Annotated in this window: 21 protein-coding genes, 1 tRNA gene and 1 pseudogene; 10 read left to right on the forward strand and 13 right to left on the reverse strand. The window is 74.0% G+C overall.

The features are described from left to right. Positions 1-182: 182 nt before the first annotated feature. Positions 183-974, forward strand: a pseudogene (gene erm, locus ACPFP2_RS15230) (ErmE/ErmH/ErmO/ErmR family 23S rRNA (adenine(2058)-N(6))-methyltransferase); the annotation flags it as partial. A gap of 250 nt (positions 975-1,224) precedes the next feature. On the opposite strand, the gene ACPFP2_RS15235 reads toward erm, so the two are convergent. Continuing rightward, positions 1,225-1,416: a DUF2795 domain-containing protein gene (locus ACPFP2_RS15235; RefSeq protein ID WP_424089817.1), complete on the reverse strand. Its 192-nt coding sequence runs from the start codon at positions 1,414-1,416 to the stop codon at positions 1,225-1,227. Between the two features lie 103 nt (positions 1,417-1,519). Between ACPFP2_RS15235 and ACPFP2_RS15240 the strand changes: the two genes are divergently transcribed. After that, positions 1,520-2,776, forward strand: coding sequence for an erythromycin esterase family protein (locus ACPFP2_RS15240; RefSeq protein WP_424089818.1), 1,257 nt, complete (start codon positions 1,520-1,522; stop codon positions 2,774-2,776). Between the two features lie 51 nt (positions 2,777-2,827). Here ACPFP2_RS15240 and ACPFP2_RS15245 read toward each other — a convergent pair whose 3' ends face one another. The 4 genes from ACPFP2_RS15245 to ACPFP2_RS15260 all read right to left on the reverse strand — a co-directional run bounded on the left by ACPFP2_RS15245 (position 2,828) and on the right by ACPFP2_RS15260 (position 7,555). Next, on the reverse strand, positions 2,828-5,005 hold the full coding sequence (locus ACPFP2_RS15245) for an MMPL family transporter (protein ID WP_424089819.1): 2,178 nt from the start codon (positions 5,003-5,005) through the stop codon (positions 2,828-2,830). Between the two features lie 13 nt (positions 5,006-5,018). Continuing rightward, positions 5,019-5,597 carry a TetR/AcrR family transcriptional regulator gene (locus tag ACPFP2_RS15250; RefSeq protein ID WP_424089820.1) on the reverse strand — a complete coding sequence of 193 codons (579 nt, stop codon included), beginning with the start codon at positions 5,595-5,597 and terminating at the stop codon, positions 5,019-5,021. Between the two features lie 79 nt (positions 5,598-5,676). Beyond that, positions 5,677-6,072 carry a winged helix-turn-helix transcriptional regulator gene (locus ACPFP2_RS15255; protein WP_424089821.1) on the reverse strand — a complete coding sequence of 132 codons (396 nt, stop codon included), beginning with the start codon at positions 6,070-6,072 and terminating at the stop codon, positions 5,677-5,679. Positions 6,073-6,148: 76 nt separating this feature from the next. Continuing rightward, positions 6,149-7,555, reverse strand: a complete 1,407-nt coding sequence (locus tag ACPFP2_RS15260) for a PLP-dependent aminotransferase family protein (RefSeq protein WP_424089893.1) — start codon at positions 7,553-7,555, stop codon at positions 6,149-6,151. 52 nt (positions 7,556-7,607) lie between these two features. Between ACPFP2_RS15260 and ACPFP2_RS15265 the strand changes: the two genes are divergently transcribed. After that, positions 7,608-8,366, forward strand: a complete 759-nt coding sequence (locus ACPFP2_RS15265) for an isocitrate lyase/PEP mutase family protein (RefSeq protein WP_424089822.1) — start codon at positions 7,608-7,610, stop codon at positions 8,364-8,366. A 12-nt stretch (positions 8,367-8,378) separates the two neighbouring features. Here ACPFP2_RS15265 and ACPFP2_RS15270 read toward each other — a convergent pair whose 3' ends face one another. Genes ACPFP2_RS15270 through ACPFP2_RS15285 form a run of 4 tightly spaced genes read right to left on the reverse strand, consistent with a single transcriptional unit; the run spans position 8,379 to position 11,930 of the window. Next, positions 8,379-9,050, reverse strand: coding sequence for a response regulator (locus ACPFP2_RS15270; RefSeq protein WP_424089823.1), 672 nt, complete (start codon positions 9,048-9,050; stop codon positions 8,379-8,381). Then, positions 9,047-10,189: a sensor histidine kinase gene (locus ACPFP2_RS15275; RefSeq protein WP_424089824.1), complete on the reverse strand. Its 1,143-nt coding sequence runs from the start codon at positions 10,187-10,189 to the stop codon at positions 9,047-9,049. Before ACPFP2_RS15275 ends, ACPFP2_RS15270 begins: the two co-directional genes overlap by 4 nt. Next, positions 10,186-11,715 carry a multicopper oxidase family protein gene (locus ACPFP2_RS15280; protein WP_424089825.1) on the reverse strand — a complete coding sequence of 510 codons (1,530 nt, stop codon included), beginning with the start codon at positions 11,713-11,715 and terminating at the stop codon, positions 10,186-10,188. Before ACPFP2_RS15280 ends, ACPFP2_RS15275 begins: the two co-directional genes overlap by 4 nt. Then, on the reverse strand, positions 11,712-11,930 hold the full coding sequence (locus tag ACPFP2_RS15285; protein WP_424089826.1) for a hypothetical protein: 219 nt from the start codon (positions 11,928-11,930) through the stop codon (positions 11,712-11,714). The genes ACPFP2_RS15280 and ACPFP2_RS15285 overlap by 4 nt, the downstream gene beginning before the upstream one ends. A 102-nt stretch (positions 11,931-12,032) precedes the next feature. Here ACPFP2_RS15285 and ligD point away from each other — a divergent pair, with 102 nt between their 5' ends. Continuing rightward, positions 12,033-13,004, forward strand: a complete 972-nt coding sequence (gene ligD, locus ACPFP2_RS15290) for a non-homologous end-joining DNA ligase (RefSeq protein ID WP_424089827.1) — start codon at positions 12,033-12,035, stop codon at positions 13,002-13,004. A 53-nt stretch (positions 13,005-13,057) separates the two neighbouring features. Here the strand turns inward: ligD and ACPFP2_RS15295 are convergent. The 4 genes from ACPFP2_RS15295 to ACPFP2_RS15310 form a co-directional block, all read right to left on the reverse strand. Then, positions 13,058-13,129 (reverse strand) — tRNA-Arg (locus tag ACPFP2_RS15295). Positions 13,130-13,314: 185 nt separating this feature from the next. Next, positions 13,315-14,010 (reverse strand): winged helix-turn-helix domain-containing protein, encoded by a 696-nt coding sequence (locus ACPFP2_RS15300; protein ID WP_424089828.1) that lies wholly within the window; start codon positions 14,008-14,010, stop codon positions 13,315-13,317. A 175-nt stretch (positions 14,011-14,185) separates the two neighbouring features. Continuing rightward, positions 14,186-14,842 (reverse strand): DUF305 domain-containing protein, encoded by a 657-nt coding sequence (locus ACPFP2_RS15305; RefSeq protein ID WP_424089829.1) that lies wholly within the window; start codon positions 14,840-14,842, stop codon positions 14,186-14,188. 13 nt (positions 14,843-14,855) lie between these two features. Further along, positions 14,856-15,662 carry a DUF3105 domain-containing protein gene (locus ACPFP2_RS15310; protein WP_424089830.1) on the reverse strand — a complete coding sequence of 269 codons (807 nt, stop codon included), beginning with the start codon at positions 15,660-15,662 and terminating at the stop codon, positions 14,856-14,858. A 100-nt stretch (positions 15,663-15,762) separates the two neighbouring features. On the opposite strand from ACPFP2_RS15310, the gene argS reads away from it, so the two are divergent. From argS to ACPFP2_RS15340, 6 genes are all read left to right on the forward strand, one after another. Further along, entirely contained in the window at positions 15,763-17,427 is a 1,665-nt protein-coding gene (gene argS, locus ACPFP2_RS15315; RefSeq protein ID WP_424089831.1) for an arginine--tRNA ligase, read from the forward strand. Positions 17,428-17,429: 2 nt separating this feature from the next. Continuing rightward, on the forward strand, positions 17,430-18,815 hold the full coding sequence (gene lysA, locus ACPFP2_RS15320) for a diaminopimelate decarboxylase (RefSeq protein WP_424089832.1): 1,386 nt from the start codon (positions 17,430-17,432) through the stop codon (positions 18,813-18,815). Positions 18,816-18,823: 8 nt separating this feature from the next. Next, the gene (locus ACPFP2_RS15325) at positions 18,824-20,137 is read left to right on the forward strand and encodes a homoserine dehydrogenase (RefSeq protein WP_424089894.1); all 1,314 of its coding nucleotides are present in this window, start codon (positions 18,824-18,826) and stop codon (positions 20,135-20,137) included. Between the two features lie 115 nt (positions 20,138-20,252). Further along, positions 20,253-21,302, forward strand: a complete 1,050-nt coding sequence (thrC, locus tag ACPFP2_RS15330; protein ID WP_424089895.1) for a threonine synthase — start codon at positions 20,253-20,255, stop codon at positions 21,300-21,302. 221 nt (positions 21,303-21,523) lie between these two features. Further along, positions 21,524-24,787: an efflux RND transporter permease subunit gene (locus tag ACPFP2_RS15335; RefSeq protein WP_424089833.1), complete on the forward strand. Its 3,264-nt coding sequence runs from the start codon at positions 21,524-21,526 to the stop codon at positions 24,785-24,787. Positions 24,788-24,946: 159 nt separating this feature from the next. Then, on the forward strand, positions 24,947-25,759 hold the full coding sequence (locus tag ACPFP2_RS15340; RefSeq protein ID WP_424089834.1) for a polysaccharide deacetylase family protein: 813 nt from the start codon (positions 24,947-24,949) through the stop codon (positions 25,757-25,759). The last annotated feature ends 18 nt before the right edge of the window (positions 25,760-25,777 follow it).

Consider the following 25,777-nt stretch of genomic DNA (forward strand, 5'->3'; position numbering starts at 1 on the left):
CCGGGTCGCGTCGGCGGGTGCAGAGCGCTCTGCACCCGCCGACGCGACCCGGCGGTCGCCGTCGCGCGCCCGCGTCCTCACGCCGATCTCCAGGGTCGTCCGAGTCCCGATCCGCTCGGACAGGCCCGCCGCTGCGCCGCCTGTCCGGACCGTCGCCGACCGGCGACAGACAGGACGATCCCGTGGCGCCCCGCCGAACCCGTACCACCGCACGCGACCGGTCCCGTCGCGTGCTGTCCCAGAACTTCCTCGCCGACCCGGCCGCCGTCGCACGGCTGGTCCGGGCGGCCCGATTGTCCCCCGACGACCTCGTGCTGGAGGTGGGGGCCGGGCGCGGGCAGCTGACCCGCCCGCTCGCCGCCCGCTGCGGCCGGCTGGTCGCGTACGAGGTGGACCCGACCGTCGCGCCGGAGCTGTCCGCCGTCTGCGCGCGGCTGCCCCGGGTCACCCACCGGCAGGCGGACTTCCTCGCCACCGTCCCGCCCGACGAGCCGTTCCACGTCGTCGGGAACATCCCGTGGTCGCTGACCGCGGCGGTGGTCCGCTGGTGCCTGGCCGCGTCCGGCCTGAGGGCGGCGACCCTGCTCACCCAGTTGGAATACGCCCGCAAGCGCAGCGGCGACCACGGCCGGTGGAGCCGGCTGACCGTCCTCACCTGGCCGGAGCACCACTGGCGGCTGGCCGGGCGGGTGCCCCGCGGCGCGTTCCGCCCGGTGCCGGGGGTGGACGGCGGCATCCTGCGCGTCGAGCGCCGGGCCGAACCGTTGCTGCCCCCGGCGGCGCTGCCGGCGTACCGGAGGATGGTGGAGCTGGGCTTCGGCGGCGCCGGCGGCTCGCTGGCGGCATCGCTGCGGACGGCCCATCGGCGGGCCCGGGTCGACGGGGCGCTGCGGGCCGCCCGGCTGGACCCGGCGACGCCGGTCGGGCTGGTCTGGCCGGAGCAGTGGCTCGTCCTGTTCCGCCTGCTGCACGCGGTGGATCCTGACCCGTCCGGTCCGGCGTCCGCGCCGCCCGCCCACCGTGTCGGCGGCAGCAGCGCACGGCGGGCCGGGCCGTACGACCCGCGACGACACCGCCGGTGACTCGGCCGGACGCCGGCCAGGTGGCGGATCGGGGGTCGCTGCCGCACAGCGCCGCTCGGTCGACCGCAGGCCAATCGAGATCTTGGACAGTTGTCGTTCGACACGAACGGTAACTGTCCAAGATCTTCGCCGCGCCGGGTCGTCAGGCGAGCGTGGCGAGCGACTCGTGCAACTCCGCCGGGTCGTTGAACTGCTCGACGGGCAGGGCCCTGAGCATCTGGAGCAGTTCCGTGCTGGCCCCGTTCTCCTGGGCCCACCGGATGAGGTCCTCGCGGGAGACCGGGTAGTCGAGCCCGGCCAGGTACTCCTGCAACTGCACCCCGGTAACGGTCATGCCGCCCGGCTACCCCGTCAGCCCGCCCCCACACCCGCCGCCCCCGCGACGGTGGCCCGTGGGGGCGGGCGTTTGCCCGCCGGGCCGCCGGGTAGCCGCTCCCATGCTGGTTCAGCGGCTCGGCGCGCCGAGCGACTTCGACCCGTTGCTGGCGCGCGTCCGGGACGCCCGGGTGGTGATGATCGGCGAGGCCACCCACGGCAGCTACGACTACTACCGGCTGCGCGAGCAGCTCACCCGCCGGCTCATCGCCGAGCAGGGCTTCTCGTTCGTCGCGGTGGAGGGGGACTGGCCGGACTGCGACCGGGTGAACCGGTCGGTGACCGGCGCTCCCGGCGGGACGGCGGACCCGCGTGCCGCCCTGGAGCAGTTCGAGCGGTGGCCCACCTGGATGTGGGCGAACGCCGAGGTGGACCGCTTCTGCCGCTGGCTGAAGGCGTGGAACGCCGAGCGTCCGGAGGGCGGGCGCGCCGGCTTCCACGGGCTGGACGTCTACAGCCTCTGGGAGTCCATGCAGGCCATCTTCGACTACCTGGGCGAGGAGGACCCGCGCTCGCTGGAGGCCGCGCAGGACGCCTACCGGTGCTTCGAGCCGTACGGCAAGCGGTTCGAGGAGTACGGCGCCGCGAGCCGGTTCGTCTCCGCCCGGTGCGAGGAGGAAGTGGTGCGCCTGCTGGCGCGTACCCGCGAACACGCCGTGTCGGACGGCCCGGCGGCCTTCGCGGCCTGGCAGAACGCGCAGGTGGTGGCCGGCGCGGAGCGCTACTACCGGGCGATGGTGCACGGCGGCCCGGAGTCGTGGAACGTCCGGGACATTCACATGGCCGACACCCTGGACCGGCTGCTGGAGCACTACGGCCCCGACTCCCGGGGCATCGTGTGGGCGCACAACACCCACGTCGGCGACGCCCGGGCCACCGACATGGCCGACGACGGCATGGTCAACATCGGCCAGCTGGCCCGGGAGCGGCTCGGTCCCGACGCCGTCGCGCTGGTCGGCTTCGGCAGCTACCGGGGCACGGTGATCGCCGCTCCGCGCTGGGGCTCACCGGCGGAGGCGATGGTGGTGCCACCGGCCCGGGAGGGCTCGCTGGAGCGGCGGCTGCACGAGCTGATGCCGGAGCGGGCGGTGCTCGTCCTCGGCGGCCCCGACCAGCCGGAGTGGGCCACCGGACCGCTCGACCACCGTGCCATCGGGGTGGTCTACGACCCGAGCTTCGAGTCCTGGGGCAACTACGTGCCGACCCGGTTGGCCGACCGGTACGACGCGTTCATCTGGTGCGACGAGACCACGGCGCTGCACCCGTTGCCGGCCCTCACCTCGTTGGGCGAGATGGAGACCTACCCGGCAGGTGTCTAGACGACGGGACAGGGCCCCCGCCGGTGCGGCGGGGGCCCTGTCACACGCCGGTCAGACGTTGGCGGGTTCCCGGTCGAGGTGGGCCCGCAACCCTTCGCCCTCGACGTCCACGTTCGGCAGGACCTTGTCCAGCCAGCGCGGCAGCCACCAGGCGGAGTTGTTGAGCAGCGACATCACCGCCGGGACGATGGTCATCCGGACCACGAACGCGTCGATGGCGACGCCGACGGCCAGCGCGAAGCCCATCGACTTGATGACCGGGTCGTCGAGGAAGACGAAGCCGCCGAAGACCGAGATCATGATCAGCGCGGCGGCGGTGACCACCCGCGCGCCGTGGCCCATCCCGTTGATGGTGGCCTGGTGGGCGGTGTCGCCGTGCACGAAGTCCTCCCGCATCCGGGAGACGAGGAAGACCTCGTAGTCCATGGCCAGGCCGAACAGGATGCCGATGAGCAGGATCGGCAGGAAGCTGATCAGCGGGCCGGGGGTGTCCAGACCGACCAGGCCGGCCAGGTTGCCCTGCTGGAACACCCAGACGGTGATGCCGAAGGTGGCGGCCACGGTGAGCAGGAAGCCCAGGGCCGCCTTGACCGGCACCAGGATCGAGCGGAACACCAGCATCAGCAGCAGGATCGACAGGCCGACCACGAGCAGCAGGTAGACCGGCAGCGCGTCGGAGAGCTTCTCGGAGACGTCGATGCCGATCGCGGTGACGCCGGTGAGCAGCACCTGCGCGCCGCCGATCGAGCCGACCTCCGCCCGGATGTCGTTGACCAGCGTCTCGGTGGCCGCGTCGGTCGGCCCGGTCTTCGGGATGACGCCGAGCAGCGCGGTACGGCCCGACGGGTCGACCTGCGGCGGGGCCACGGCCAGCACGTTCTCCGTACGCTGGATCAGCGCGGTCACCTGCGGCACGGCGGCCTGGGTGGTCTGCGGCGAGTCGGAGGTGACGACGACCGCGAGCCGGCCGGTGAAGCCGGGGCCGAAGCCCTCCCGCACCACGTCGTTGCTGACCCGCGCCGGGGTGCCCTCCGGGGCGGTGGAGGCGTCCGGCAGGGCCAGCCGCATGTCCTGGGCGGGCAGCGCGAGCAGCCCGAGGCCGAGCACGCCGACCAGGATCACCGGGATACGCAGCTTCGTCACCCAGTGCGCCCAGCGGAAGCCGAAGCCGGAGCGGTCCTCCGAGCCGGTGGCGTCGGACTCGACCGCCTCGCGCCCGCGCAGCTTGCGGGGGAGCACCCGACGACCGGCGAAGCCGAGCAGCGCAGGGGCGAGGGTGATGGCGACCAGCACCGCGACGGTGACCGTGCCGGCCGCGGCGAGACCCATCACGGTGAGGAACGGGATGTTGACCACGGCCAGGCCGGCCAGCGCGATGACCACGGTGGCGCCGGCGAAGACCACGGCGGAGCCGGCGGTGCCCACGGCCCGGCCGACCGCCTCGTCCGGCTCCAGCCCGTCGAGCAGGTTCTGCCGGTGCCGGGAGGTGATGAAGAGCGAGTAGTCGATGCCGACCGCGAGGCCGAGCATCAGGGCCAGGATCGGCGCGGTGCTGGTCAGCTCGACGACGCCGCTGAGGGCGAACAGGCCGGCCATGCCGACGCCGACGCCGATCAGCGCGTTGAGCATGGTCATGCCGGCGGCGACCAGCGAGCCGAAGGTGATGACGAGGACGATCGCGGCGACCAGCACACCGAGCGCCTCGGTGGAGCCGACCTCGGGCTCGGCGTTGAGCACCTCACCGCCGGGCGCGATCTGCCAGCCCTGCGCCTCGGCCTGCGCGCCGACCTTCTCGTACGCCTCGCGCTGCTCGTCGGTCACCGCGTCCGCGCCCTCGGCGAACTGCACCTGGACCAGGGCGTACCGGCCGTCGGGGGAGAGCGCCTGGACCTGGAAGGGGTCGACGGCGCCGACCACGCCGGGCAGCGTGGCGGCCTCCTGGACGACCTGCCTGACGACGGCCTGCCCCTCGGGCGTGCCGAGTTGGCCGGGTGCGGGGGCCTTGACCGCGATGGTGCCGGTGGCGCCGCTGGCCGCCGGGAACCGCTCGGCGAGTAGGTCGAGCGCCTGCTGCGACTCGGTGCCGGGCATGGTGAAGTTGCTCGCCGTCGGGCCTTTCAGCGTCGCCGCGGCGATGCCGAGGCCGACGAGTACGACGAGCCAGGCGGCGACGACGAGTCGCCGGCGGCGCAACGAGGCCCGGCCGAGCCGGTACAGCAGGGTCGCCATCAGATCCTTGTCCTCAATGGTTGACGGATGGGGCGGGTGGTGGTGGCGGGTCCAGCGGGGCGAGCAACCGCCGGGCGATGGCCAGCAGGGCCGGGCGCAGGTCCTCGTCGGGCACGTCCACGAACTCGGCGCACGCCTCGGAGATACCGGCGAGCAGCACCAGGGCCGCGATCCGGGCCTCCACCCGGTCGGTGTGCCCGGTGAGCGCGTCGATCAGCCGTTCGGAGATCCGCTGGACATGCGCGAACGCCGGCTGCGCCAGCAGTTCGGGGAACTCGCCGCGGAGCAGGGCGATCTCGCGGCGGAAGCGCACCGCGAGGTCGACGAAGCCCTCGGCGGCGGCCCGTTGGGCGTCCGCCCCGTCGAGGGTGGCGAGCTGTTCGTCGAGCTGACGCAGCACGTCGAGCGGCTTGGCCATCAGCTCGGCGAGCAGGGCCTCCTTGTTGGCGAAGTGGTAGAGCACCGCCGCCTTGGAGCAGCCGACCTCCCGGGCGATGTCCTGCAACGAGGTGCCCTTGTAACCGGTCACCGCGAACCGCCGTGCCGCGGCGGCCAGGATGTCGCCGTGCGTCTGCGGGGTCACGCGAGCCATGCCCACCAGCATGCCTGACCGATCGGTCAGAGCCTGACCGATCGGTCAGAACGATTAGGTGGCCTTCGCCACACGGCGCTCAGTCGTCCCCGGCGGCGTGCTCCCGGTCGTACGCCTCGCGCGCCGCGCCGATCGCCATCCGGTGCCGCTCGGCCCAGTCGGTGAGCGCCACCAGGGACTCGTACAGCTCCAGCGCCATCGGGGTGGCGGTGTACTCGACCCTGGGCGGCACGGTCGGGTACACCTTCCGGTGCAGCAGGCCGTCCCGCTCCAGGTTGCGCAGGGTCAGCGTGAGCATCCGCCGGCTGATCCCCTCCACCTGGCGTTCCAGTTCGGTGAAGCGGACCGGCCCCCGGGCGGCGGCCACCAGGATGCCGATGCTCCACTTGCCGCCCACCCGGTCCAGCGCCTCCCGGACGGTGCAGGCCCGCGCCTGGGCCGCGCCGACGGTCACACAGTTGTTCCCCTGGGACACGAAAGTGCCTCCTTCCGCTCGCTGTCATGGTCACAGCGACACCACCGGCGGGCGTCGCGCCGCGGCCGGGCCCCGGTCAGGCCCGGCCACGGGCGGTACGCAGCACGTCGGCGAGGACGTCCAGGGCGGCCCGGTACCGGTGCGCCGGCGCGGTGGCGTACCCGACGACCAGGCCGGGCGGGCCGCTACCGGGGTGGTGCCGGTGCGCGTCCAGGCCGGCCAGCGCCAGCCCCCGGGCGCTCGCCCCGGCCAGCACCTCCGCCTCGGCCGGCCCGTCCGGCGGCAACGCCACGGTGGCGTGCAGCCCGGCGGAGACCCCGCCCACGACCGCCCACCCGCCCAGGCGCTCCAGCAGCAGGTCGCGCCGCTGCCGGTAGCGGCGGCGGACGGTCCGCACCTGCCGGTCGTACCCGTGGGTGGTGATCAGGTCGGCGAGGGCGAGCTGCCCGATCACCTCCGTCTGCACGTCCAGGTGCCGTTTGGCCTCCACCACCGGCTCGACCAGCCGGGCCGGTAGCACCAGCCAGGCCAGCCGCAGCCCCGGCCCCAGGGTCTTGGCCGCGGTGCCGACGTACGCGACCTGCTCCGGGGCCATGCCCTGCACCGCGCCGACCGGCTGCCGGTCGTAGCGGAACTCGCCGTCGTAGTCGTCCTCCACCACCAGGGCGTCGGCGTCGCGCGCCCAGCCGGTCAGCGCGTGCCGGCGGGCCGGGTGCAGGGTCACCCCGGTCGGGTACTGGTGCGCCGGGGTGACCACGGCGGCGGCGACCTCCGCCAGCGCGTCGACGCCGAGCAGGTCGGCCCGCGCGCCCCGGCCGTCCACCGGCAGCGGCAGCACCCGGGCGCCCTGGCGGCGGACCACCTCGCGGTGGAAGGGCAGCCCCGGGTCCTCCATCGCCAGCACCGGCGGGCCGCTGCGGCGGAGCACGGTGGTGAGCAGGACCAACGCCTGCGCGTACCCGGTGGTGACCACGATCCGCTCCGGGTCGGCGAGCACGCCCCGGGCCCGGCCCAGATAACCGGCGAGCGCGGTGCGCAGCTCGGGACGCCCGCGCGGGTCGCCGTACCCGTACGCGGTGGCCGGCGCGACGGCCAGTGCCCGGCGGGTCGCCCGCAGCCAGGCGGTGACCGGGAAGGCCGCCACGTCGGGGCTGCCCGGCCGCAGGTCGTACCGGGGCGTGGCGGGGCCCGGCGGCCGGGCGGGGGAGGGCGGTGGGGCCTGCCGCAGCGGGCTCACCTCGGTGCCGGAGCCGACCCGGGCCACCAGCCAGCCCTCGGCGACGAGCTGGTCGTAGGCGGCGCTGACCGTACCCCGGGCCAGGCCCAGCTCGGCGGCGAGCGCGCGGGTCGCGGGCAGCCGGGTCGACGGCGGCAGCCGCCCGTCCCGGATCGCCGTCCGCAGGGCACCTTCCAGGCCGGCCCGGCGTCCGCCGGTGGCGTCCAGCTCCAGGTGCAGGTCGACGCCGAAACCGGCCCAGTCCATCGGCACGGGATTGGAGCTTAGGGGCGGGCCGGTCGTCGGCGAGAATCGGGCCATGACGACCGGCACCGCCGCCGCCCTGCGCGCCCTGCACCGCCCGGGTGAGCCACTGATCCTGCCCAACGCCTGGGACGCCGGCTCGGCCCGCGCCGTGGTGGACGCCGGCTTCCCCGCCGTCGCCACCAGCAGCGCCGCCGTGGCCCAGTCGCTGGGCCACGCCGACGGCGAGGCCACCCCGGTGGGGGAGATGCTCGACGCGGTGGCCCGGGTGGTCCGGGCCGTCGCGGTCCCGGTCACCGCCGACCTGGAACGGGGGTACGGGCTGCGCCCGGCCGAGCTGGTCGAGCGGGTGCTCGCCACCGGGGCGGCCGGGCTCAACCTGGAGGACTCCGACCCGCGTACCAGGGAACTGTGCGACGTGGACGAGCAGGCCGACCTGCTCGCGGCCGTACGCGCGGCGGCCGGGGAGGCCCTGGTGGTCAACGCCCGGGTCGACGTCTTCCTGCGTGCCGGCGGCGACCCGGCCGGCGGGTTCGACGAGGGGGTCCGGCGGGCCCGCCGCTACCTGGCGGCCGGCGCGGACTGCGTCTACCCGATCCTGCTGGCCGACCCGGCACTGGTCGGCCGGTTCGTGGCGGAGGTCGGCGGCCCGGTGAACGTGATGCTCCGCCCCGACACGCCGACCGTCGCCGCGCTGGCCCGGCTCGGGGTGGCCCGGATCAGCCTCGGCTCCGGCGTGTACGCCGCCGCCCGCGCCCGGGCCGATGCGATGCTGGCCGCGCTGCGCGACGGCGGCGACGCGTTCGCCGGTTGACCCGTCGGGCGGTCAGCCGGGCCGGCGCGGGTCGGTCCGGTCCAGGCCGGCGCGGTGCACCGCGATGACGACGTGCACCCGGTCGCGCACACCGAGCTTGTCGAGGATGTGCCGGACGTGGGTCTTGACCGTCCACCCGCTGAGCACCAGGTGGGCGGCGATCTCCTCGTTGCTCAGACCGGCGGCGATGAGCAGCGCGACCTCCCGCTCCCGCGCGGTGAGGCCGTCCAGGGCGGCGGCATCCGCCGGCCGGGGCGGGTCGGCGTACCGGGCGATGACCCGGCGGGTGACGGCCGGGTCCAGCAGCGCCTGACCGGCAGCGACCACCCGCACGGACGCACGGAGGCTGGCCGGCGGCGCGTTCTTCAGCAGGAAGCCGCTCGCGCCGGCACGCAGCGCGGCGAAGACGTACTCGTCCAGGTCGAAGGTGGTCAGCACGATCACCCGCGCCGAGGTGTCGCCGTGCCGTGCCACGATCCGCCGGGTGGCTGCGATGCCGTCGACGCCCGGCATCCGCACGTCCATGAGCACCACGTCGGGACGCAGGTGGGCGCTGAGCGCGACCGCCTCCTCGCCGTCGCGCGCCTCGCCGACCACACGGATGTCGCCGGTCCGGTCCAGGAGGGAGCGCAGCGCCTCGCGCACCGCCCGCTGGTCGTCGGCGAGCAGTACCCGGACGCTCACTGCGGCGCTCCGGCGTCGGCGGGCAGCCAGGCCTCCACCAGGAATCCCTGGTCGGGACCGGGTCCGGCGCGCAGCCGACCGCCGACGCCGCGGGCCCGGTCGGACATGCCGGTCAACCCGTGGCCGCCCTGTGCGGGCACCGGTCCCGGACGGCCGTCGTCGTCGAAGCGCAGGCACACCCCGTCATCGGTGCTCTCCACCACGAGCCTTGCCCGCCGCGCGCCGGAGTGCCGGATGGTGTTCGTCAGCGCCTCCTGGCTGATTCGGTAGACGGCGAGCGCCACCGAGCCGGTCAACCGCGACCGGGGATCGACCCGCACCTCCAGCTCCACCCCGGCCGCGGCGGCCACCTCCCGGAGTCGCTCCAGGTCGGCCAGGCCGGGCGTCGGCGCGAGCGGGGCCGCGCCCGGACGGTCGCCGTCGCGCAGCAGACGGACCGTCCTCGTGGTCTCCCGTAACGCCTCGTCGTGGGCGGTCAGCGCCGCCGCCACCGCCATCCGGCAGGCGCGCGGGTCGGATTCCACGGTCTCCTCGGCGATCCGGAGCTGCAACCCGATCACCACCAGACTGTGCGCGGCCACGTCGTGCAGGTCGGCCGCGACGGCGAGGCGCTGTTCGGCCAGCCGTCGGGCTGCCTCGCGACGGTTCTCCTCGGCAGCCCGGGCCAGCCGTTCCCGTACCTCGTCCGCCCAGCGGCGTCGCTGCCAGGCCGCCTCGCCGACGGCGAGGGCCAGGCCGACGACGACCAGGGTCTGCGCCTCGCCGACGACCACCAGCAGCATCGGCTCGCCCTCGACTCCGGTACGCCACCCGACGTCACCGGCGGCGATGACGACGGCGGTCAGGGCGGCGGCCGGCAGCCGTCCCGCGCCGGCCGCCACCGCGTACGGCACCAGCAGCGGCCAGCCCAGGCCGATCGCCGGGTAGCCGGCCAGGTGGTAGGCGACCACCGCCACGGCGGAGAGCACCAGCACCGGCACCGGCCGGCGTAGACCGGCCAGGTGCAGGCCGCCCAGCACGGCGCCGAGCACCCAGCCGGCCAGCTCCGGCGAGCGGCTGGCCGGCTCGACGGCGATGTCGGCGGCCACCCAGACCGAACCGGTGACGATCGCGGCCAGCGCCGCGTCGCGGCATCTCACGGGTGCGCGTGCGGGCGCGGGTGCGTCGGGCTCACCTGGTCCTCCGTCCCGGGCGGTACGACGACGTACTGTCCCATCATGCCGGCGTCCTCGTGCGCCAGCAGGTGACAGTGGAACATGTACGGACGTGTCGGGTCGGCGTGCTGTCCGAAGGCGACCAGCAGCGTAACCTCGGCGCCGGGCGGGACGAACACCGTGTCCTTGCGGCCGCGCAGCTCCGGCGGTACGGGGCCGCCACCGGTCCCGCTGACCGTGAACGCCGCGTTGTGCACGTGGAAGTTGTGCGGCACTTCCTGGGTGTTGCGGATCCGCCATCGTTCCGTCGTCCCGAGCGGCACGGCGAAGTCGATCCGGCCGAGGTCCGCCGTCCTGCCGTTGATCGTGAAGTCGCCCAGCTCGAAATGCCGGTCGGGCCGGCCCGGTGGAGGCGCCGGGACCGGTGGGGCGGCCGGCAGCGCGGCCGGGACGGGGGGCGACGGGGTCAGCCGTTCGTCCGCCGCGAGCAGGAGCAGGTGGAACTCGTCGTCGCCGCCGGCCAGCCGGTCGTACAGCACGTTCGCCCCCAGCTCGGGCGGGCGGCTGAGCAGCAGCAACCGCTCGCCGGGCCGGACGGCGACCAGCAGCTCGACCCGCTCGCCCGGAGTCAACAGGACGCGGTCGGTCTCCACCGGAGCCGGCAGCAGCCCGGCGTCGGAGGCCACCACGTGGAAGGAACGGCCGTCGGCGAGGGCGAGGTCGTACACCCGGGCGTTGGAGGCGTTCAGCACGCGTAGCCGCACCCGCTCGCTGGTCACCCGCAGCACCGGCCCCCAGGTGCCGTTGACGAAGACGTCCTCGCCGAGCAGTCCCACGATGTCGATGCCGGCGAAGTCGATGCCGCCGGTGTCCGTGCTCCCGTCCCTGCGCACCGTCCGGTCCTGCAGGACCACCGGGACGTCGTCCACGCCGTAGCGCTCGGGGAGCAGACCCGTGGCCCGGCCGTCGTCGACCAGGAGCAGTCCCGCCAGGCCGCGGTGCACGTGGTGCCGGGTGGTGCCGTGCGGGTGGGGGTGGTACCAGAGCGTCGCGGCCGGCTGGTCCACCCGCCAGGAGGGCTGCCACCGGTCACCCGGCGGGACCAACTGGTGCGGGCCGCCGTCGGCGGCGGCCGGCAGCTCCATCCCGTGCCAGTGCAGGGTGGTGGCCTCCGGCAGGGCGTTGCGCACCAGGGGGGCCACCTGGTCGCCACGGCGCATCCGCAGGGTCGGGCCCAGGTACGCCCCGTTGACGCCCCAGGTGCCGGTGGTCCGTCCGGGCAGCAGCTCGGTCGTGCCGGTACGCAGGGTCAGTTCATGGACCCTCCGCCCCGCGTCGTCCCGGCGCGCCTCGGCGATCGGCGGGATCGCCAGGGGACGGTCGAACCGGACGCGGCCGACGTTGCCCCGGCCCGCACCGACCCAGACGTGGCCGGCCAGCGCGGCGGCGGGCACCACGGTCGCCAGGCCGGCCAGTCCGGCCAGCCGCAGCAGCCGACGTCGGGAGGTCACCGGCCGTGCCGCCCGGGCCAGGCGGTGACGACCAGCCCGACCAGGATCAGCCAGCCGGCCACCCAGGACTCCGGGGCCGGGACCACGGCCGGCTCGCGGAGGATCACGTGCGGCGGCACGAACAGTCCGCCGAAGAGGACGAACACGCCGAAGAGGGCCAGTGCCGCGCCGAGCATCCGGCGTACGGGGACGGATCGGGTACGAGGTCGGGACATGCCATCGACGCTAGGAGCGGCACCACCGGCCCGGCATCGCTCCGTGGAGCTATTCCGGCGCTTCCGGTTGACCGGGACCGGCCCGGCCGCCAGGGTGGTCGGATGGGGGACGCGGACGAGACCCGGGACGGGGTCGGGCTGACCAATCTGGACCAGCCGCTGCTCGCCGGTGGTGACGTCACCAAGCGCGACCTGGTCGACTACCTGGACGCGGTCCGCGAGCAAATCCTGCCCGGGCTGGCCGACCGGCCGCTGTCGGTGATCCGGCTGCTGCGCGGCCAGGGCCCGTTCATGCAAAAGAACCTGCCGAAGTACACGCCGGAGTGGGTGCGCCGCACCTCGGTGTGGGCGGAGGCGTCGCACCGGCAGGTGTCGTACGCGCTCTGCGACGACCGGCGCACGCTGCTCTGGTTCGCCAACCAGCGGGCGATCGAGTACCACCCGACGCTTTCCACGGTGGCGCGGCCGGAGCACCCCACCCACCTGGTGCTCGACCTGGACCCGCCGGAGGGTGACGCGTTCGGCCCGGTCGTCCGGACGGCCGCGCTGGTCCGGCGGGCGCTGGCCGACGTGGGCCTGGCCGGCGCGGTGAAGACCAGCGGCGCCAAGGGGCTGCACGTCTTCGTGCCGGTGGCCGGGGAGACCACCGCCGAGGAGGCGGCCGCCGCGACCCGGGCGCTCGCCGTGCACACCGAGCGGCTCGACCCGGCGTTGGCCACCACCGCCTTCATCCGCGAGGACCGGGGCGGTCGGGTCTTCGTCGACCCGACCCGGGCCGGCGGGGCGACGGTGGTCGCCGCGTACAGCCCTCGGGTGCGGCCCGGCCTGCCGGTCTCCTTCCCGGTGGCCTGGGACGACCTCGACGCGGTCACCCCTGCCGACTTCACCGTGCGGACCGTTCCCGCTCTGGTGGCCGACCGCGACCCGTGGGCGGAGGCGATGCCCGCGCCGCAGCGCCTCCCGGCCGAGCTGGTCGCCGAGGGGCGGACCATCCCGGTGGCCCGGGTGCAGGCCATGCACGAGGGGAAACGGCGGGCCCGCGCCCGGCGGGAGGCCGGTCGGCCCGGCATGTGACCGATGGGATACGCGGAGAAGCCCGGACCATCGGCCCGGGCTTCTCGTGTCTGTGCCCCCGGCAGGATTCGAACCTGCGCCCCCGCCTCCGGAGGGCGGTGCTCTATCCCCTGAGCTACGGGGGCTCAGCGACCCGGAAAGAGTAGCAAACCCCTTCCCCGATCACCCAATCGGTATCTCCCGACCCCCACCCGTGTCACCCGCCCCCGCGACGACCTGCGGTGATCATGAAGTTGGCGGCGGAGTGGATCTCCACGAGTGCCGCCGACCTCATGAGCACCGGGCTGGCCGGTGGGGCGTGGTGGGTGGGTCAGGCGGCGAGGAGGGTGCGGCCGCAGCTGGGCAGCGGGTGCAGGACGATGCGTCGGGGCAGCCGGCGCGGCCACTCGTTCTTGGGCCACGAGCCGTCGACGATCAGGTGCACGGTGCGCTCGTCGGCGCCGCTGAGCCGCAGCACGAACTCGCGGGGGAGCGGCGGGTCGACGCTCGGCGTGGTCACCATGAACCGCACCCGGCCCCGCGAGGAGACCGCGGAGATCACGTCTGCGGCGGGCATGGTGCCGCGCAGGCGTACCCGGCCGATCCAGTAGACCTCCGCGGCGTGCTCCTGGGCGGCCCGGGTGATCGCCGGGTACTCGCTGCGTACCCAACGCTCGACCGCGCCCACGCAGAGCCCGCAGGCCCGCTCCCGCGGCTCCCGCGGACCCAGCCCCCAGGCCCGCAGGTACGCCCCGACCGTGCCGGCGTCCATCGCCAGGTCGAACTGGCGCTGGATCAGCGTGGTGAGGCTCTGTCGCGTCCAGAGCTCCTCGTCCAGCCCGAACGCGTCGGGGTGGACGCCCCGCAGGACGTCGATCAGTTCGAGTTCCTGTTCGCGGCTGAGCGTTCCGGGCTCGCCCTGCCGGTGTCCGCGACGGACGGCTGCCACCGCTCCGTCACCGCCGATGGTGTGGCGTCGGCACCAGCTGGTGACCGAACGCCGCGCGTCTCTCAGTGCAACCCCCACGTCCTGCGCAACGAGCCCGAATCGCAACTGGTCACGATATGTAGGTAGAAAAGTCTCCAACCCACGCAATGGGTCGGATGGTGCTATACGCGCCAAACGGACTTAAGTGGTACGAAACGCGCCGAGGCCCGCGTCCGTCGGAGCGGTACGCGGGCCTCGGGTGCGGCAGGGTCGGTCAGCCGCCCAGGCGCTTGAGGGCGTTCTGGAGGTTGACCAGGTCCGTCTGCTGGGTGTTCTTCATCGTCTGGGCCACCTTGAGCACGTCGTCGTCCCCACCGGCGTCGAGGATGCCCTGGATCATGTGGATCCCACCCAGGTGATGCTTGATCATCATCTGCAGGAAGAGCCGGTCCAGCTCCGCGCCCTGCGCGGCGCGCAGCTTCGCCATCTCCTCCGGGGTGGCCATGCCGGGCATCAGCCCGTTCTGCACGCCGGCCTTGCCGTCGGGCATCCAGGCCATCGCCGGCTCGGAGCCGGTCGGGTCCAGCCCCCAGGAGCGCAGCCAGGTCTGCATGGTGCCGATCTCGCCCTGCTGGCCGGTGGCGATGTCGCCGCCGACCTGGCGTACCTCGGGGTCGGTGCCCCGCTGGAAGGCGATCAGCCCCATCTCCACCGCCTGGGCGTGGTGGCTGGTCATGTCCCGGGCGAAGCCCGCCTCCGCCGAGGTGTCACCCGGGCGGGTGAGCGTCGGCGTGAGCAGGCCACCCGCGTACCCGAGCAGGAGGCCGACCACGACGGCGGCCGCGAGCGCCAGGGTGCCGAAGCGGCGGGCCGACCCCCGGTCGCCGGGGTCGGTGACCGGCGTCTGCGCCGTCGTCGTGGGTGCGGTCATCGGGCGTCCCTCGTCACTGGGTCTGCATCTGGTTGCCGAGGTCACGCGGCGTGGTGCCGGTCGCCGTGATGCCCTGGCCGCAGTTGGCGTTCGGGCCCTCGACGGAGGCGTTCACCCGCAGCGTCTTGATGAACTCGTCGATCCGGCCGTCGTCGGCGTTGTCGACCTTGAGCTGGTAACCCCAGGCCTGCAGCGAGATCGCCTTGTCCAGCCCCTCGTGCGGGCTGAGCATCAGCTTCTCCTTGCCCTGGACCTTCTCGCGCAGCTTCGCCACCTGGTCGGCGGGCAGGTCGGGGCGGTAGGTGATCCAGACCGCGCCGTGCTCCAGGCTGTGCACCGCGTGCTCGCTGGCGATCGGGGCGTCGTAGACGTCACCCATGCAGTTCTGCCAGGCCGCGTTGTGCGGGCCGGCCACCGGCGGGGTGATGTCGTACTTGATCGCGCCCTGCTGGTGCTGGCCGCCCTGCACCAGCTTCGAGTCCTTCGCCCGGAAGTCGACGATGCCGTCGATGTCGGCGGCCCGCTTCTCCCACGGCTTGGAGCCCTGGAAGGCCGCGTACGCGCCGTAGCCGATGATCGACGCGGCGAGCACGCCGACGGCGACGAAGAGCGCGATCGGGCCCCACGACCGGCCCTGGCTCACCTTCACCGGGGCGATCGGCTTGCGGGGGCCCTTACCGCCCGCCGTCTGGCGGGGAGTGCCCGTCGACTTGCCGGCCCCCGGCTTGGCGCCGGACGCGGGCCGGCCTGCCGCCGGCTTCTTGCCGGTGCTGACCACGGTCGGGCGGCGCTCCGGGCCGCCCGGGGTGCTGATGCTCATCGTGCCTCGTCAGGTCGGTCGGTCAGGGGATCTGGCGGGCCGGGTTCACATGCTGGGTCGCCGCCGCGGGGACCGAGTCTACCCCCGCTAGCATGGTTCGGTGACTCCTGCAGAACTCGCCGAGGTCGTCCTCTCCGCAGCCCACGCCGTCTTCACCGAGCGAGGGCTGGATCCCGCCGCGCTCCCGGCGAAGACCGCGGTCGAGCGACCGCGCAATCCCGAGCACGGGGACTACGCCTCGACGCTGGCGCTGCAGCTCAGCAAGAAGGTGGGGGTGCCGCCGCGCGAGCTGGCCACCGCGCTGGCCGAGCAGCTCGGCCGGGCCGCCGGGGTCAAGTCGGTGGAGATCGCCGGCCCCGGCTTCCTGAACATCCGGCTCGACGCGGCCGCCGCCGGCCAGCTCGCCCGGGTGATCGTCGAGGCCGGCGAGGAGTACGGCCGCAGCGACCGGCTCGCCGGTCTGAAGATCAACCTGGAGTTCGTCTCGGCCAACCCGACCGGCCCGGTGCACATCGGCGGGGTCCGCTGGGCCGCCGTCGGCGACGCGCTCAGCCGGCTGCTGCGGGCCACCGGCGCCCAGGTCGGCACGGAGTACTACTTCAACGACGCCGGCTCCCAGATCGACCGGTTCGCCCGCTCGCTGCTCGCCGCCGCCAAGGCCGAGCCCGCCCCCGAGGACGGGTACGGCGGGGCGTACATCGCGGAGATCGCCGAGGCGGTCCGGCGGACCCGCCCCGACGTGCTGGAGCTGGACGACGCCGCGGCCCAGGAGGTCTTCCGGGTCGAGGGCGTCGCGCTGATGTTCGCCGAGATCAAGTCCTCGCTGGCCGGCTTCGGGGTCGAGTTCGACACGTACTTCAACGAGAAGGACCTGCACGACCGGGGCGAGCTGGACCTCGCCCTCAACCGGCTGCGGGAGCAGGGCCACGTCTTCGAGTCCGAGGGCGCGACCTGGCTGCGCACCACCGACTTCGGTGACGACAAGGACCGGGTGCTGCGCAAGTCCAACGGCGAGTGGACCTACTTCGCCGCCGACTGCGCCTACTACCTCGACAAGCGCGAGCGCGGCTTCGAGCGGGTCGTGATCATGCTGGGCGCCGACCACCACGGCTACATCGGCCGGATGAAGGCGATGGCCGCCTGCTTCGGCGACGACCCGGAGCGCAACCTGGAGATCCTCATCGGCCAACTGGTCAACCTGGTCCGCGACGGCGCCCCGGTGCGGATGAGCAAGCGGGCCGGCACGGTGGTCACCCTGGAGGACCTGGTCGACGCCATCGGCGTGGACGCCTCCCGGTACGCGCTGGCCCGCTACTCCAGCGACTCCCCGATCGACATCGACGTCGAGCTGTGGACCAGGGCGACCCGCGACAACCCGGTCTACTACGTGCAGTACGTGGCGGCGCGGACCGCCAGCGTCGGCCGCAACGCCGCCGAGATCGGGCTGACCCGGGGCGACGGCGTGGACTTCCGGGCCGGGCTGCTCGGCCACGAGAAGGAGAACGAGCTGCTCAAGGCGCTCGCCGAGTTCCCCGACGTGGTAGCCACGGCGGCCGAGCTGCGCGGCCCGCACCGGGTGGCCCGCTACCTGGAGGACCTGGCCGGCGCGTACCACCGGTTCTACGACAACTGCCGGATCCTGCCGCGCGGCGAGGAGGAGGTCACCGACCTGCACCGCGCCCGGCTCTGGCTCAACGACGCGACCCGGGTGGTCATCGCCAACGGCCTGCGGCTGCTCGGCGTCTCCGCCCCGGAGAGGATGTAACCATGCGCGCGCACGAGGCAGGCGCCCTGCACGGCGACATCGGCCACCGGGGGCCGGCGTGGCTGCGTCCCCCGGCCGACGTCAACGCCCTGGTGCCGCAGCTGTGGCCGCGCAACGTCGCGCGCGCCGCGGACGGCGCGCTCACCGTCGCCGGCCTCGGCATCCGCGACGTCGCCGCCGAGTTCGGCACCCCGGTGTACGTGCTGGACGAGGACGACCTGCGCTCCCGCTGCCGCGACTTCCGCGACGCCTTCAGCGACGTGGACGTCTACTACGCCGGCAAGGCGTTCCTCTGCCGCGCGGTGGTCCGGATGATCGCCGAGGAAGGCCTGCACCTCGACGTCTGCACCGGCGGCGAGCTGGCCACCGCGCTCTCGGCCGGGATGCCGCCCGAGCGGATCGGCTTCCACGGCAACAACAAGTCCGTGACCGAGCTGACCCGGGCGCTGGACGCCGGGGTCGGCCGGATCATCCTCGACTCGTTCACCGAGATCGACCGGCTCACCGCGCTCGCCCGCGAGCGGGGGGTACGCCCCGGCGTGCTGATCCGGGTGACCGTCGGCGTCGAGGCGCACACCCACGAGTTCATCGCCACCGCCCACGAGGACCAGAAGTTCGGCTTCTCCCTCGCCGGCGGGGCCGCCGCGGCGGCCGCCTTCAAGGTCCTCGACGAGGGCGTGCTGGACCTGCGCGGCCTGCACTCGCACATCGGCTCGCAGATCTTCGACGCCAGCGGCTTCGAGGTCTCCGCCCGCCGGGTGCTCGCCCTGCAGGCGCAGATCCGCGACGCGCGCGGGGTGGAGTTGCCCGAGCTGGACCTCGGCGGGGGCTTCGGCATCGCGTACACCACGCAGGACGACCCGGCCAGCCCGCAGGACCTGGCCAAGCGGCTGCGCAAGATCGTCGACTCGGAGTGCGCCAGCGAGCGGCTGGCCGTGCCGCACCTGTCGATCGAGCCGGGCCGGGCCATCGTCGGCCCCGCGGTCTTCACCCTGTACGAGGTGGGCACCGTCAAGGACGTCGACGGCATCCGGACGTACGTCAGCGTGGACGGGGGGATGAGCGACAACATCCGCACCGCCCTCTACGACGCGTCGTACTCGGCGACGCTGGCCAACCGGGCCTCGGTGGCCCCGGCGCTGCTCGCCCGCGTGGTGGGAAAGCACTGTGAGTCCGGGGACATCGTGGTGAAGGATGAATTCCTGCCCGCCGACGTGCAGCCCGGAGATCTTGTGGCGGTGCCCGGCACGGGCGCCTACTGCCGCAGCATGGCCAGCAACTACAACCACGTGCCCCGGCCCCCGGTGGTCGCGGTGCGCGAGGGTGCGGCCCGGCTGATCGTCCGGCGGGAAACCGAAGAGGACCTGCTCGCTTTGGATGTGGGATGACGTCACCTGTGCGTTTGGCGCTGCTCGGCTGCGGGACCGTGGGCAGCGAGGTGGTCCGGCTGCTGCACGAGCAGTCGGCCGACCTCGCGGCCCGGATCGGCGCGCCGCTGGAGATCGCCGGCATCGCCGTACGCCGGGTCGGGCGTGACCGCGGCGACCTGCCGGTGGACCCGGCGCTCTTCACCACCGACCCGCTCGCCCTGATCAAGCGCGAGGACGTGGACGTCGTGGTCGAGGTCGTCGGCGGCATCGAACCGGCCCGGAGCTGGCTGGTCGAGGCGCTGCGGGCCGGCAAGAGCGTGGTCACCGCCAACAAGGCGCTGCTCGCCGAGGACGGCGCGTCCCTGCACGACGCGGCCGCCGAGGGCGGCGCCGACCTCTACTACGAGGCCAGCGTGGCCGGGGCGATCCCGCTGCTGCGTCCGCTGCGCGAGTCGCTGCACGGGGACCGGATCAACCGGGTCACCGGCATCGTCAACGGCACCACCAACTTCATCCTCTCCGCCATGGACGCCACCGGCGCCGGCTTCGCCGAGGCGCTGGAGGAGGCCACCGAGCTGGGGTACGCCGAGGCCGACCCGACGGCCGACGTCGAGGGCTTCGACGCCGCCGCCAAGGCCGCCATCCTCGCCTCGCTCGCCTTCCACACCCGGGTCACCGCCGCCGACGTGCACCGCGAGGGCATCACCGAGGTGACCGCCGCGGACGTGGCCAGCGCCAAGGCGATGGGCTGCACCATCAAGCTGCTCTGCATCGCCGCCCGGGGCGCCGACGCCGAGGGCCGGGAGACGGTCAGCGTCCGGGTGCACCCGGCGATGATCCCGCTCACCCACCCCCTGGCCAGCGTCTCCGACGCGTTCAACGCGGTCTTCGTCGAGGCCGAGGCGGCCGGGCAGCTGATGTTCTACGGCCGGGGCGCCGGTGGCGCGCCGACCGCCAGCGCGGTGCTCGGCGACGTGGTGGCGGTGGCCCGCAACCGGCTCGCCGGAGCGCGTGCGGCCAGCGAGTCCGCGTACGCCGACCTGGCGGTGCGGCCGATGGGGGAGGCGCTGACCCGCTACCACATCAGCCTCGACGTGGCCGACCGTCCGGGTGTGCTGGAGGCGGTGGCCGGGGTCTTCGCCCGGCACGAGGTCTCCATCGCCACCGTCCGGCAGGGCCCGGCAGGCGGCGGCCCGGCCGGACGGGGCTCCGACGCCGAGCTGGTCATCGTCACCCACATCGCCCCGGACGCCGCGCTCGCCGCCACCGTGCGGGAGCTGCGCGGGTTGGAGATCGTCCGGTCGGTGGCGAGCGTGCTGCGGGTCGAGGGCGGCGCGTAGCGCGCGTCTCGCCTGGTGGTTACGGGCGGGTGTGCCGTCGGCCGGTCCGGGCGGCTGGTCCACTCTGGGAAGGGGCCCCGGCGTGACCCGGGGCGACGAAGGCGAGGAGAGCGACATGTGGCGGGGTCTGATCGAGACGTACCGGGACCGGCTGCCGGTCACCGACGCGACTCCCGTCGTCACTCTGCACGAGGGGAACACCCCGCTGCTGCCCGCGCCGGTGCTCTCCGCCCGGCTCGACGCCGACGTCTGGCTGAAGGTCGAGGGGGCCAACCCGACCGGCTCGTTCAAGGACCGGGGCATGACCGTCGCGGTCTCCAAGGCGGTCGAGGCGGGTGACAAGGCGATCATCTGCGCGTCCACCGGCAACACCAGCGCCTCCGCCGCGGCGTACGCGGCCCGCGCCGGGATCACCTGCGCGGTGCTGGTGCCGCAGGGCAAGATCGCGCTGGGCAAGCTGGCCCAGGCGCTGGTGCACGGCGCGAAGCTGCTCCAGGTGCAGGGCAACTTCGACGACTGCCTCGCGCTCGCCTCGAAGCTCGCCCTGGACTACCCGGTGGCCCTGGTCAACTCCGTGAACCCGGACCGGCTGCACGGGCAGAAGACCGCCGCCTTCGAGATCGTCGAGGCGCTCGGCGACGCCCCGGACATCCACTGCCTGCCGGTCGGCAACGCCGGTAACGTCTCCGCCTACTGGATGGGCTACTCGGAGGACCTGGCGGTCGGCAACGCCACCCGGGCCCCGAAGATGTACGGCTTCCAGGCCGCCGGGGCGGCCCCGATCGTCACCGGCCAGGTGGTGCCGGAGCCGTCCACCATCGCCACCGCGATCCGGATCGGCAACCCGGCCAGCTGGACGAAGGCGGTCGACGCCCGGGACGCCTCGCGGGGGCTGATCGCGGCGGTCACCGACCGCGAGATCCTGTCGGCGTACCGGCTGCTTGCCCGTGAGGTGGGGGTCTTCGTCGAGCTGGGCAGCGCGGCGAGCGTCGCCGGCCTGCTCCAGCAGGGCGCGGCGGGCCGGGTCCCGGCCGGCTCCACGGTCGTCTGCACGGTCACCGGTCACGGCCTCAAGGACCCGGAGTGGGCCATCTCCACGGCGCCCTCCCCGATCACCATCGCCAACGACCCCCTCTCCGCCGCCCGCGCCCTAGACCTCGCCTAACCCCACCCCACCCCACCCCCCACGGGTTGATCATGAAGTTATTGCCTTGGAACGCGCTTTCCGGGGGCAATAACTTCATGATCAACGGTGCTGGGGTCGGTGTGGGGAGACCGTGGGGAGACCGTGGGGAGGGTGGGTGCGGGGGTGGGGCGGGCGGGGGAGGGCGGGTCGGGCAGACTTTGCGTACTTCGTCGCCGCCTTCCCAGAAGTGAGTCACGCCGATGTCGTTGCTCGCCAGATCCAGTCTCGCCAACCGGGGTCTCGTCGCCCTGATCGCGGTGGTCACCGCGCTGTTCGGGGCGTTCGCGGTGCCCTCGCTCAAGCAGCAGCTCCTGCCGTCCCTGGAGTTCCCGGGGGCGTTCGTCGTCGCCGTCTACCCCGGCGCCGGCCCCGAGATCGTCGAGTCCCAGGTCACCGAGCCGATCGAGAACAGCCTTCGGGGACTGCCCGGGCTGGAGAAGATCACCTCCACCTCCCGTGAGGGCTCGGCCACCGTCGCCGTCGAGTTCACCTTCGGCACCGACACCGACGACGCGGCCAACAAGATGCAGACCGCGCTGGGCCGGATCCAGGCGCAGCTGCCCGAGGGCGTCGACCCGCAGGTGCTGACCGGCAGCACGGACGACCTGCCGGCGGTGGTGCTCGCCGCCAGCGGTGGCGGCGACGAGCAGGCGCTGGCGGAGAAGCTGCGCGCCACCGTCGTACCCGAGCTGGAGGGGATCGACGGCGTCCGTACGGTCGCGGTGACCGGAACCCGCGACCAGGTCGTGACGATCACCCCGGACCCGGCGAAGTTCGCCGCCGCCCGGCTCGCTCCCACCGCGATCGGCACGGCACTCAAGACCAACGGCGTCTCGGTCCCCGCCGGGGCGGTCACCGACGGCACCCGGGCCCTCCCGGTGCAGGTCGGCGCCCCGGTCACCACCCTGGACGAGCTGCGCGGCATCGTGCTGACCCCGACCGCGCCGAAGGCGCCCCCGGTCCTCCTCGGCGACGTGGCGACGGTGGAGCAGCAGACCGCCCCGGCCACCGCGATCACCCGCACCAACGGCAAGGAGAGCATCGGCGTCGAGGTCACCGCCACCCTGGACGGCAACGCGGTCCGCATCTCCCACGAGATCCGCGACCGGCTGGCCGACCTGCGCGCCGACTCGGGCACCGAGCTGACCGTCGTCTTCGACCAGGCCCCGTTCGTGGAGAAGTCGATCGAGAGCCTCACCACCGAGGGCCTGCTCGGCCTGGTGATGGCCGTGGTGGTGATCCTGGTCTTCCTGCTGTCGGTGCGCTCCACGGTGGTCACCGCGGTCTCCATCCCGCTGTCGGTGGTGGTGGCGCTGATCGCGCTCTGGGTCGGCGACTACTCGCTCAACCTGCTCACCCTCGGCGCGCTCACCATCGCGGTCGGCCGGGTGGTCGACGACTCGATCGTCGTGCTGGAGAACATCAAACGCCACCTGGAGTACGGCGAGGAGAAGCGGGACGCGATCGTCACCGCGGTCCGCGAGGTGGCCGGCGCGGTCACCGCGTCCACCCTCACCACGGTCGCCGTGTTCGCGCCGATCGCGCTGGTGGGTGGCTTCGTCGGGCAGCTCTTCGCGCCCTTCGCGATCACCGTGACGGTGGCCCTGCTCGCGTCGCTGCTGGTCTCGCTGACCGTGATCCCGGTGCTGGCGTACTGGTTCCTGAAGCCCCGCACCGGCGCGGACGACGCCGAGGTGCGCCGGGCCGCCGAGGCCAGGGAGCTGCGCAGCCCGTTGCAGCGGGCGTACCTGCCGGCGATCGGGTTCGCCACCCGGTCCCGGGCGACCCGCTGGATCACCGTGGCGGTGGGGCTGCTGGTGCTGCTCGGCACCTTCGGCCTCTCCCGGCAGCTCGAGACGAACTTCCTGGACGACTCCGGCCAGGACACCCTCACCATGACCCAGGAGCTGCCGGCCGGCGCCGGCCTGGCCGCCACCGACCAGGCCGCCCGCAAGGTCGAGGAGGTGCTGGCCGGCACCGACGGCGTCGAGACGTACCAGGTGACGGTGGGCGGCAGCGACCGGCCGTGGGAGGGCGACAGCGGCAACAACCTCGCCCGCTGGTCGCTGGCGCTGGGCGACGGCACCGACGCCAAGGAGATGAAGGAGGTCCTCCGCGAGCGGCTCGCGCCCCTCAGCGACCAGGTCGGCGAGCTGACCTTCGGGCAGGGGCAGGGCGACAAGCTGGAGGTGGTCGTCCAGGCCGCCGACCAGGAGACGCTGACCCGGGCCGCCGACGCCGCCCGCACGGCGATGGAGGGCACGCCGGGCGTCGAGGACGTGCAGTCCAGCCTGGCGACGCGGGTGCCGCGGGTCGACGTGGTCGTCGACCGGCTCGCCGCGGCAAAGGTCGGGTTGAGCGAGGCGGCGGTCGGGCAGCTCGTGGCCCAGGCGTACCGGGGCGCCCCGCTCGGGCAGGTGACGCTCGACGGTGGCCAGCAGGACGTGGTCCTGCGTACGGCGGCGACCCCGCCGCTGACCGTGGAGCAGCTGCGCGCGCTGCGGGTCGGCCCGGTCCCGCTGGACGCCATCGCCGACGTCACCGAGGGCACCGGGCCGCAGCAGGTCACCCGGATCGACGGTGAGCGCAGCGTCTCGGTGACCGGCTCGGCCACCGGCTCGAACCTCGGCGCGACCACCACCGAGCTGAAGAAGCGGCTGGACGCGATCGACGTGCCGGGCGCGACCGTCACCGTCGGCGGTGCCAGCGCCGACCAGCAGGAGGCCTTCGCCGACCTGGGGCTGGCCGTGCTCGCGGCGATCGCCATCGTCTTCCTGATCATGGTGGCGACCTTCCGCAGCATCACCCAGGCGCTGATCCTGCTGATCTCCATCCCGTTCGCCGCGACCGGCGCGATCGGCCTGCTGCTGGCCACCGGCACCCCGCTCGGCGTGCCGGCGCTGATCGGCGTGCTGATGCTGGTCGGCATCGTGGTGACCAACGCGATCGTGCTGCTCGACCTGGTCAACCAGTACCGGGCGCAGGGGATGGGGGTGACCGAGGCGGTGGTCGAGGGCGGCCGGCGCCGGCTGCGGCCGATCCTGATGACCGCGGTCGCCACCATCTTCGCGCTGCTGCCGATGGCCCTCGGGCTGACCGGTCAGGGCGGGTTCATCTCCCAGCCGCTCGCGGTGGTGGTGATCGGTGGTCTGCTCAGCTCCACGCTGCTGACCCTGGTCCTGGTGCCGACGCTCTACACCATGGTGGAGCGGACCAAGGAGTCGCTGCGGGAGCGCCGCGCCCGCCGCTCCGGTGGGTCGGACCCGGGTCCGCGGGCCTCCGCCGGGGGCGAGGCTCCCGCCGCGGTCCCGGTCACGGTGGGCGCCGGCGCTGCCGACGGTACGCCGGACGCGACGCCTCCGGCCCGGCCGGCGCCCTCGGCGGCGCTGGTGGACGGCACCGACCAGTTCGAGGTGCTGCGCCTGCCGAAGAGCCGCACGTCGCCGCTGCCTCCGACGGAGTAGCCCCGAGCGCCACGACGCGCCCCCGGACCGGTACGACCGGCCGGGGGCGCCGTCGTCGGGGTGACGACCGGGGTGACGTCGCTCCGCACCGTCGTTGCGCCCACCGCCTACCGTCGCTCTCGATCATGAATTCGACGGTGGGACCGGGCGGGGTGCGGAATGACGAGCGGGGGCGGCGTGCGGTGGGACCGGCGAGCCATGCTGCGCGGGAGCGCCCTGCTGGCCGGGGGTGTCGTGGCGGGCGCGGCCGGCGCGGTGGAGACGACCTGGGTCGCGGATCGGCGGCTGCCGTTGGCCGGGGGCCCGGCCAGCGCCACGGTGGGCAACCGCCCCCAGCAGGTCGGCGGCGGCGCGTTGCAGGTGGTCTGGAACGTCCCCGGCGGTGACCGGAAGGTCGCGCTGACCTTCGACGACGGTCCCGGGCCACGGTGGACCCCGATGGTGCTGGACACCCTCGACCGGTACGACGTCCCGGCCACCTTCTTCCTGGTCGGCGAGCGCGTGCGGCGGCATGCCGGGCTCATCCGGGACCGGTTGGACCGGCACGAGGTGGGCAACCACAGTTGGCGGCACCGTGACCTGGCCCGGATGGATGCCCGGGAGGCCTACGACGACCTGCGTCGCAGCCACGACACCATCGCCGCGATCGTCGGCCGACCGCCCCGGCTGGTCCGTCCGCCCTACGGCCACCTGGGCGGCGGGGTGCTGCACGCCGCCGTACGCCTGGGCTATCTCCTGGTGCTCTGGTCGCTGAAGATGGTCGAGGGTGAGTACCCGGACGACCCGGCGGGGCACGCCCGGCGCATCGTCGCCGACGTCACACCGGGCACCATCCTGCTCGCCCACGACGTCGGCCCGGACAACCGCCAGGTGGCGCTGGACGGCCTGCCCGCCATGATCGACGGTCTGCGCGAGCGGGGCTTCACCTTCGTCACCGTCTCCGACCTGCTGCGCACCAGCGCGAAGGTCTGACCGGGCGGGGTAGGGTTT

Origin of the sequence: Micromonospora citrea (assembly GCF_049629545.1) — a bacterium.
Taxonomy (GTDB): domain Bacteria; phylum Actinomycetota; class Actinomycetes; order Mycobacteriales; family Micromonosporaceae; genus Micromonospora; species Micromonospora citrea_A.

Excerpts from the sequence above, each read along its gene's own strand:
- ACPFP2_RS15260 (WP_424089893.1), bottom strand. The coding sequence starts at position 7,555 with ATGGACTGGGCCGGTTTCGGCGTCGACCTGCACCTGGAGCTGGACGCC.
- ACPFP2_RS15265 (WP_424089822.1), top strand. The coding sequence starts at position 7,608 with ATGACGACCGGCACCGCCGCCGCCCTGCGCGCCCTGCACCGCCCGGGT.
- ACPFP2_RS15245 (WP_424089819.1), bottom strand. The coding sequence starts at position 5,005 with ATGGCGACCCTGCTGTACCGGCTCGGCCGGGCCTCGTTGCGCCGCCGG.
- ACPFP2_RS15235 (WP_424089817.1), bottom strand. The coding sequence starts at position 1,416 with ATGACCGTTACCGGGGTGCAGTTGCAGGAGTACCTGGCCGGGCTCGAC.
- ACPFP2_RS15285 (WP_424089826.1), bottom strand. The coding sequence starts at position 11,930 with ATGTCCCGACCTCGTACCCGATCCGTCCCCGTACGCCGGATGCTCGGC.
- ligD (WP_424089827.1), top strand. The coding sequence starts at position 12,033 with ATGGGGGACGCGGACGAGACCCGGGACGGGGTCGGGCTGACCAATCTG.
- ACPFP2_RS15240 (WP_424089818.1), top strand. The coding sequence starts at position 1,520 with ATGCTGGTTCAGCGGCTCGGCGCGCCGAGCGACTTCGACCCGTTGCTG.
- thrC (WP_424089895.1), top strand. The coding sequence starts at position 20,253 with ATGTGGCGGGGTCTGATCGAGACGTACCGGGACCGGCTGCCGGTCACC.
- ACPFP2_RS15310 (WP_424089830.1), bottom strand. The coding sequence starts at position 15,662 with ATGAGCATCAGCACCCCGGGCGGCCCGGAGCGCCGCCCGACCGTGGTC.
- ACPFP2_RS15340 (WP_424089834.1), top strand. The coding sequence starts at position 24,947 with ATGACGAGCGGGGGCGGCGTGCGGTGGGACCGGCGAGCCATGCTGCGC.
- ACPFP2_RS15250 (WP_424089820.1), bottom strand. The coding sequence starts at position 5,597 with ATGGCTCGCGTGACCCCGCAGACGCACGGCGACATCCTGGCCGCCGCG.
- ACPFP2_RS15305 (WP_424089829.1), bottom strand. The coding sequence starts at position 14,842 with ATGACCGCACCCACGACGACGGCGCAGACGCCGGTCACCGACCCCGGC.
- ACPFP2_RS15335 (WP_424089833.1), top strand. The coding sequence starts at position 21,524 with ATGTCGTTGCTCGCCAGATCCAGTCTCGCCAACCGGGGTCTCGTCGCC.
- lysA (WP_424089832.1), top strand. The coding sequence starts at position 17,430 with ATGCGCGCGCACGAGGCAGGCGCCCTGCACGGCGACATCGGCCACCGG.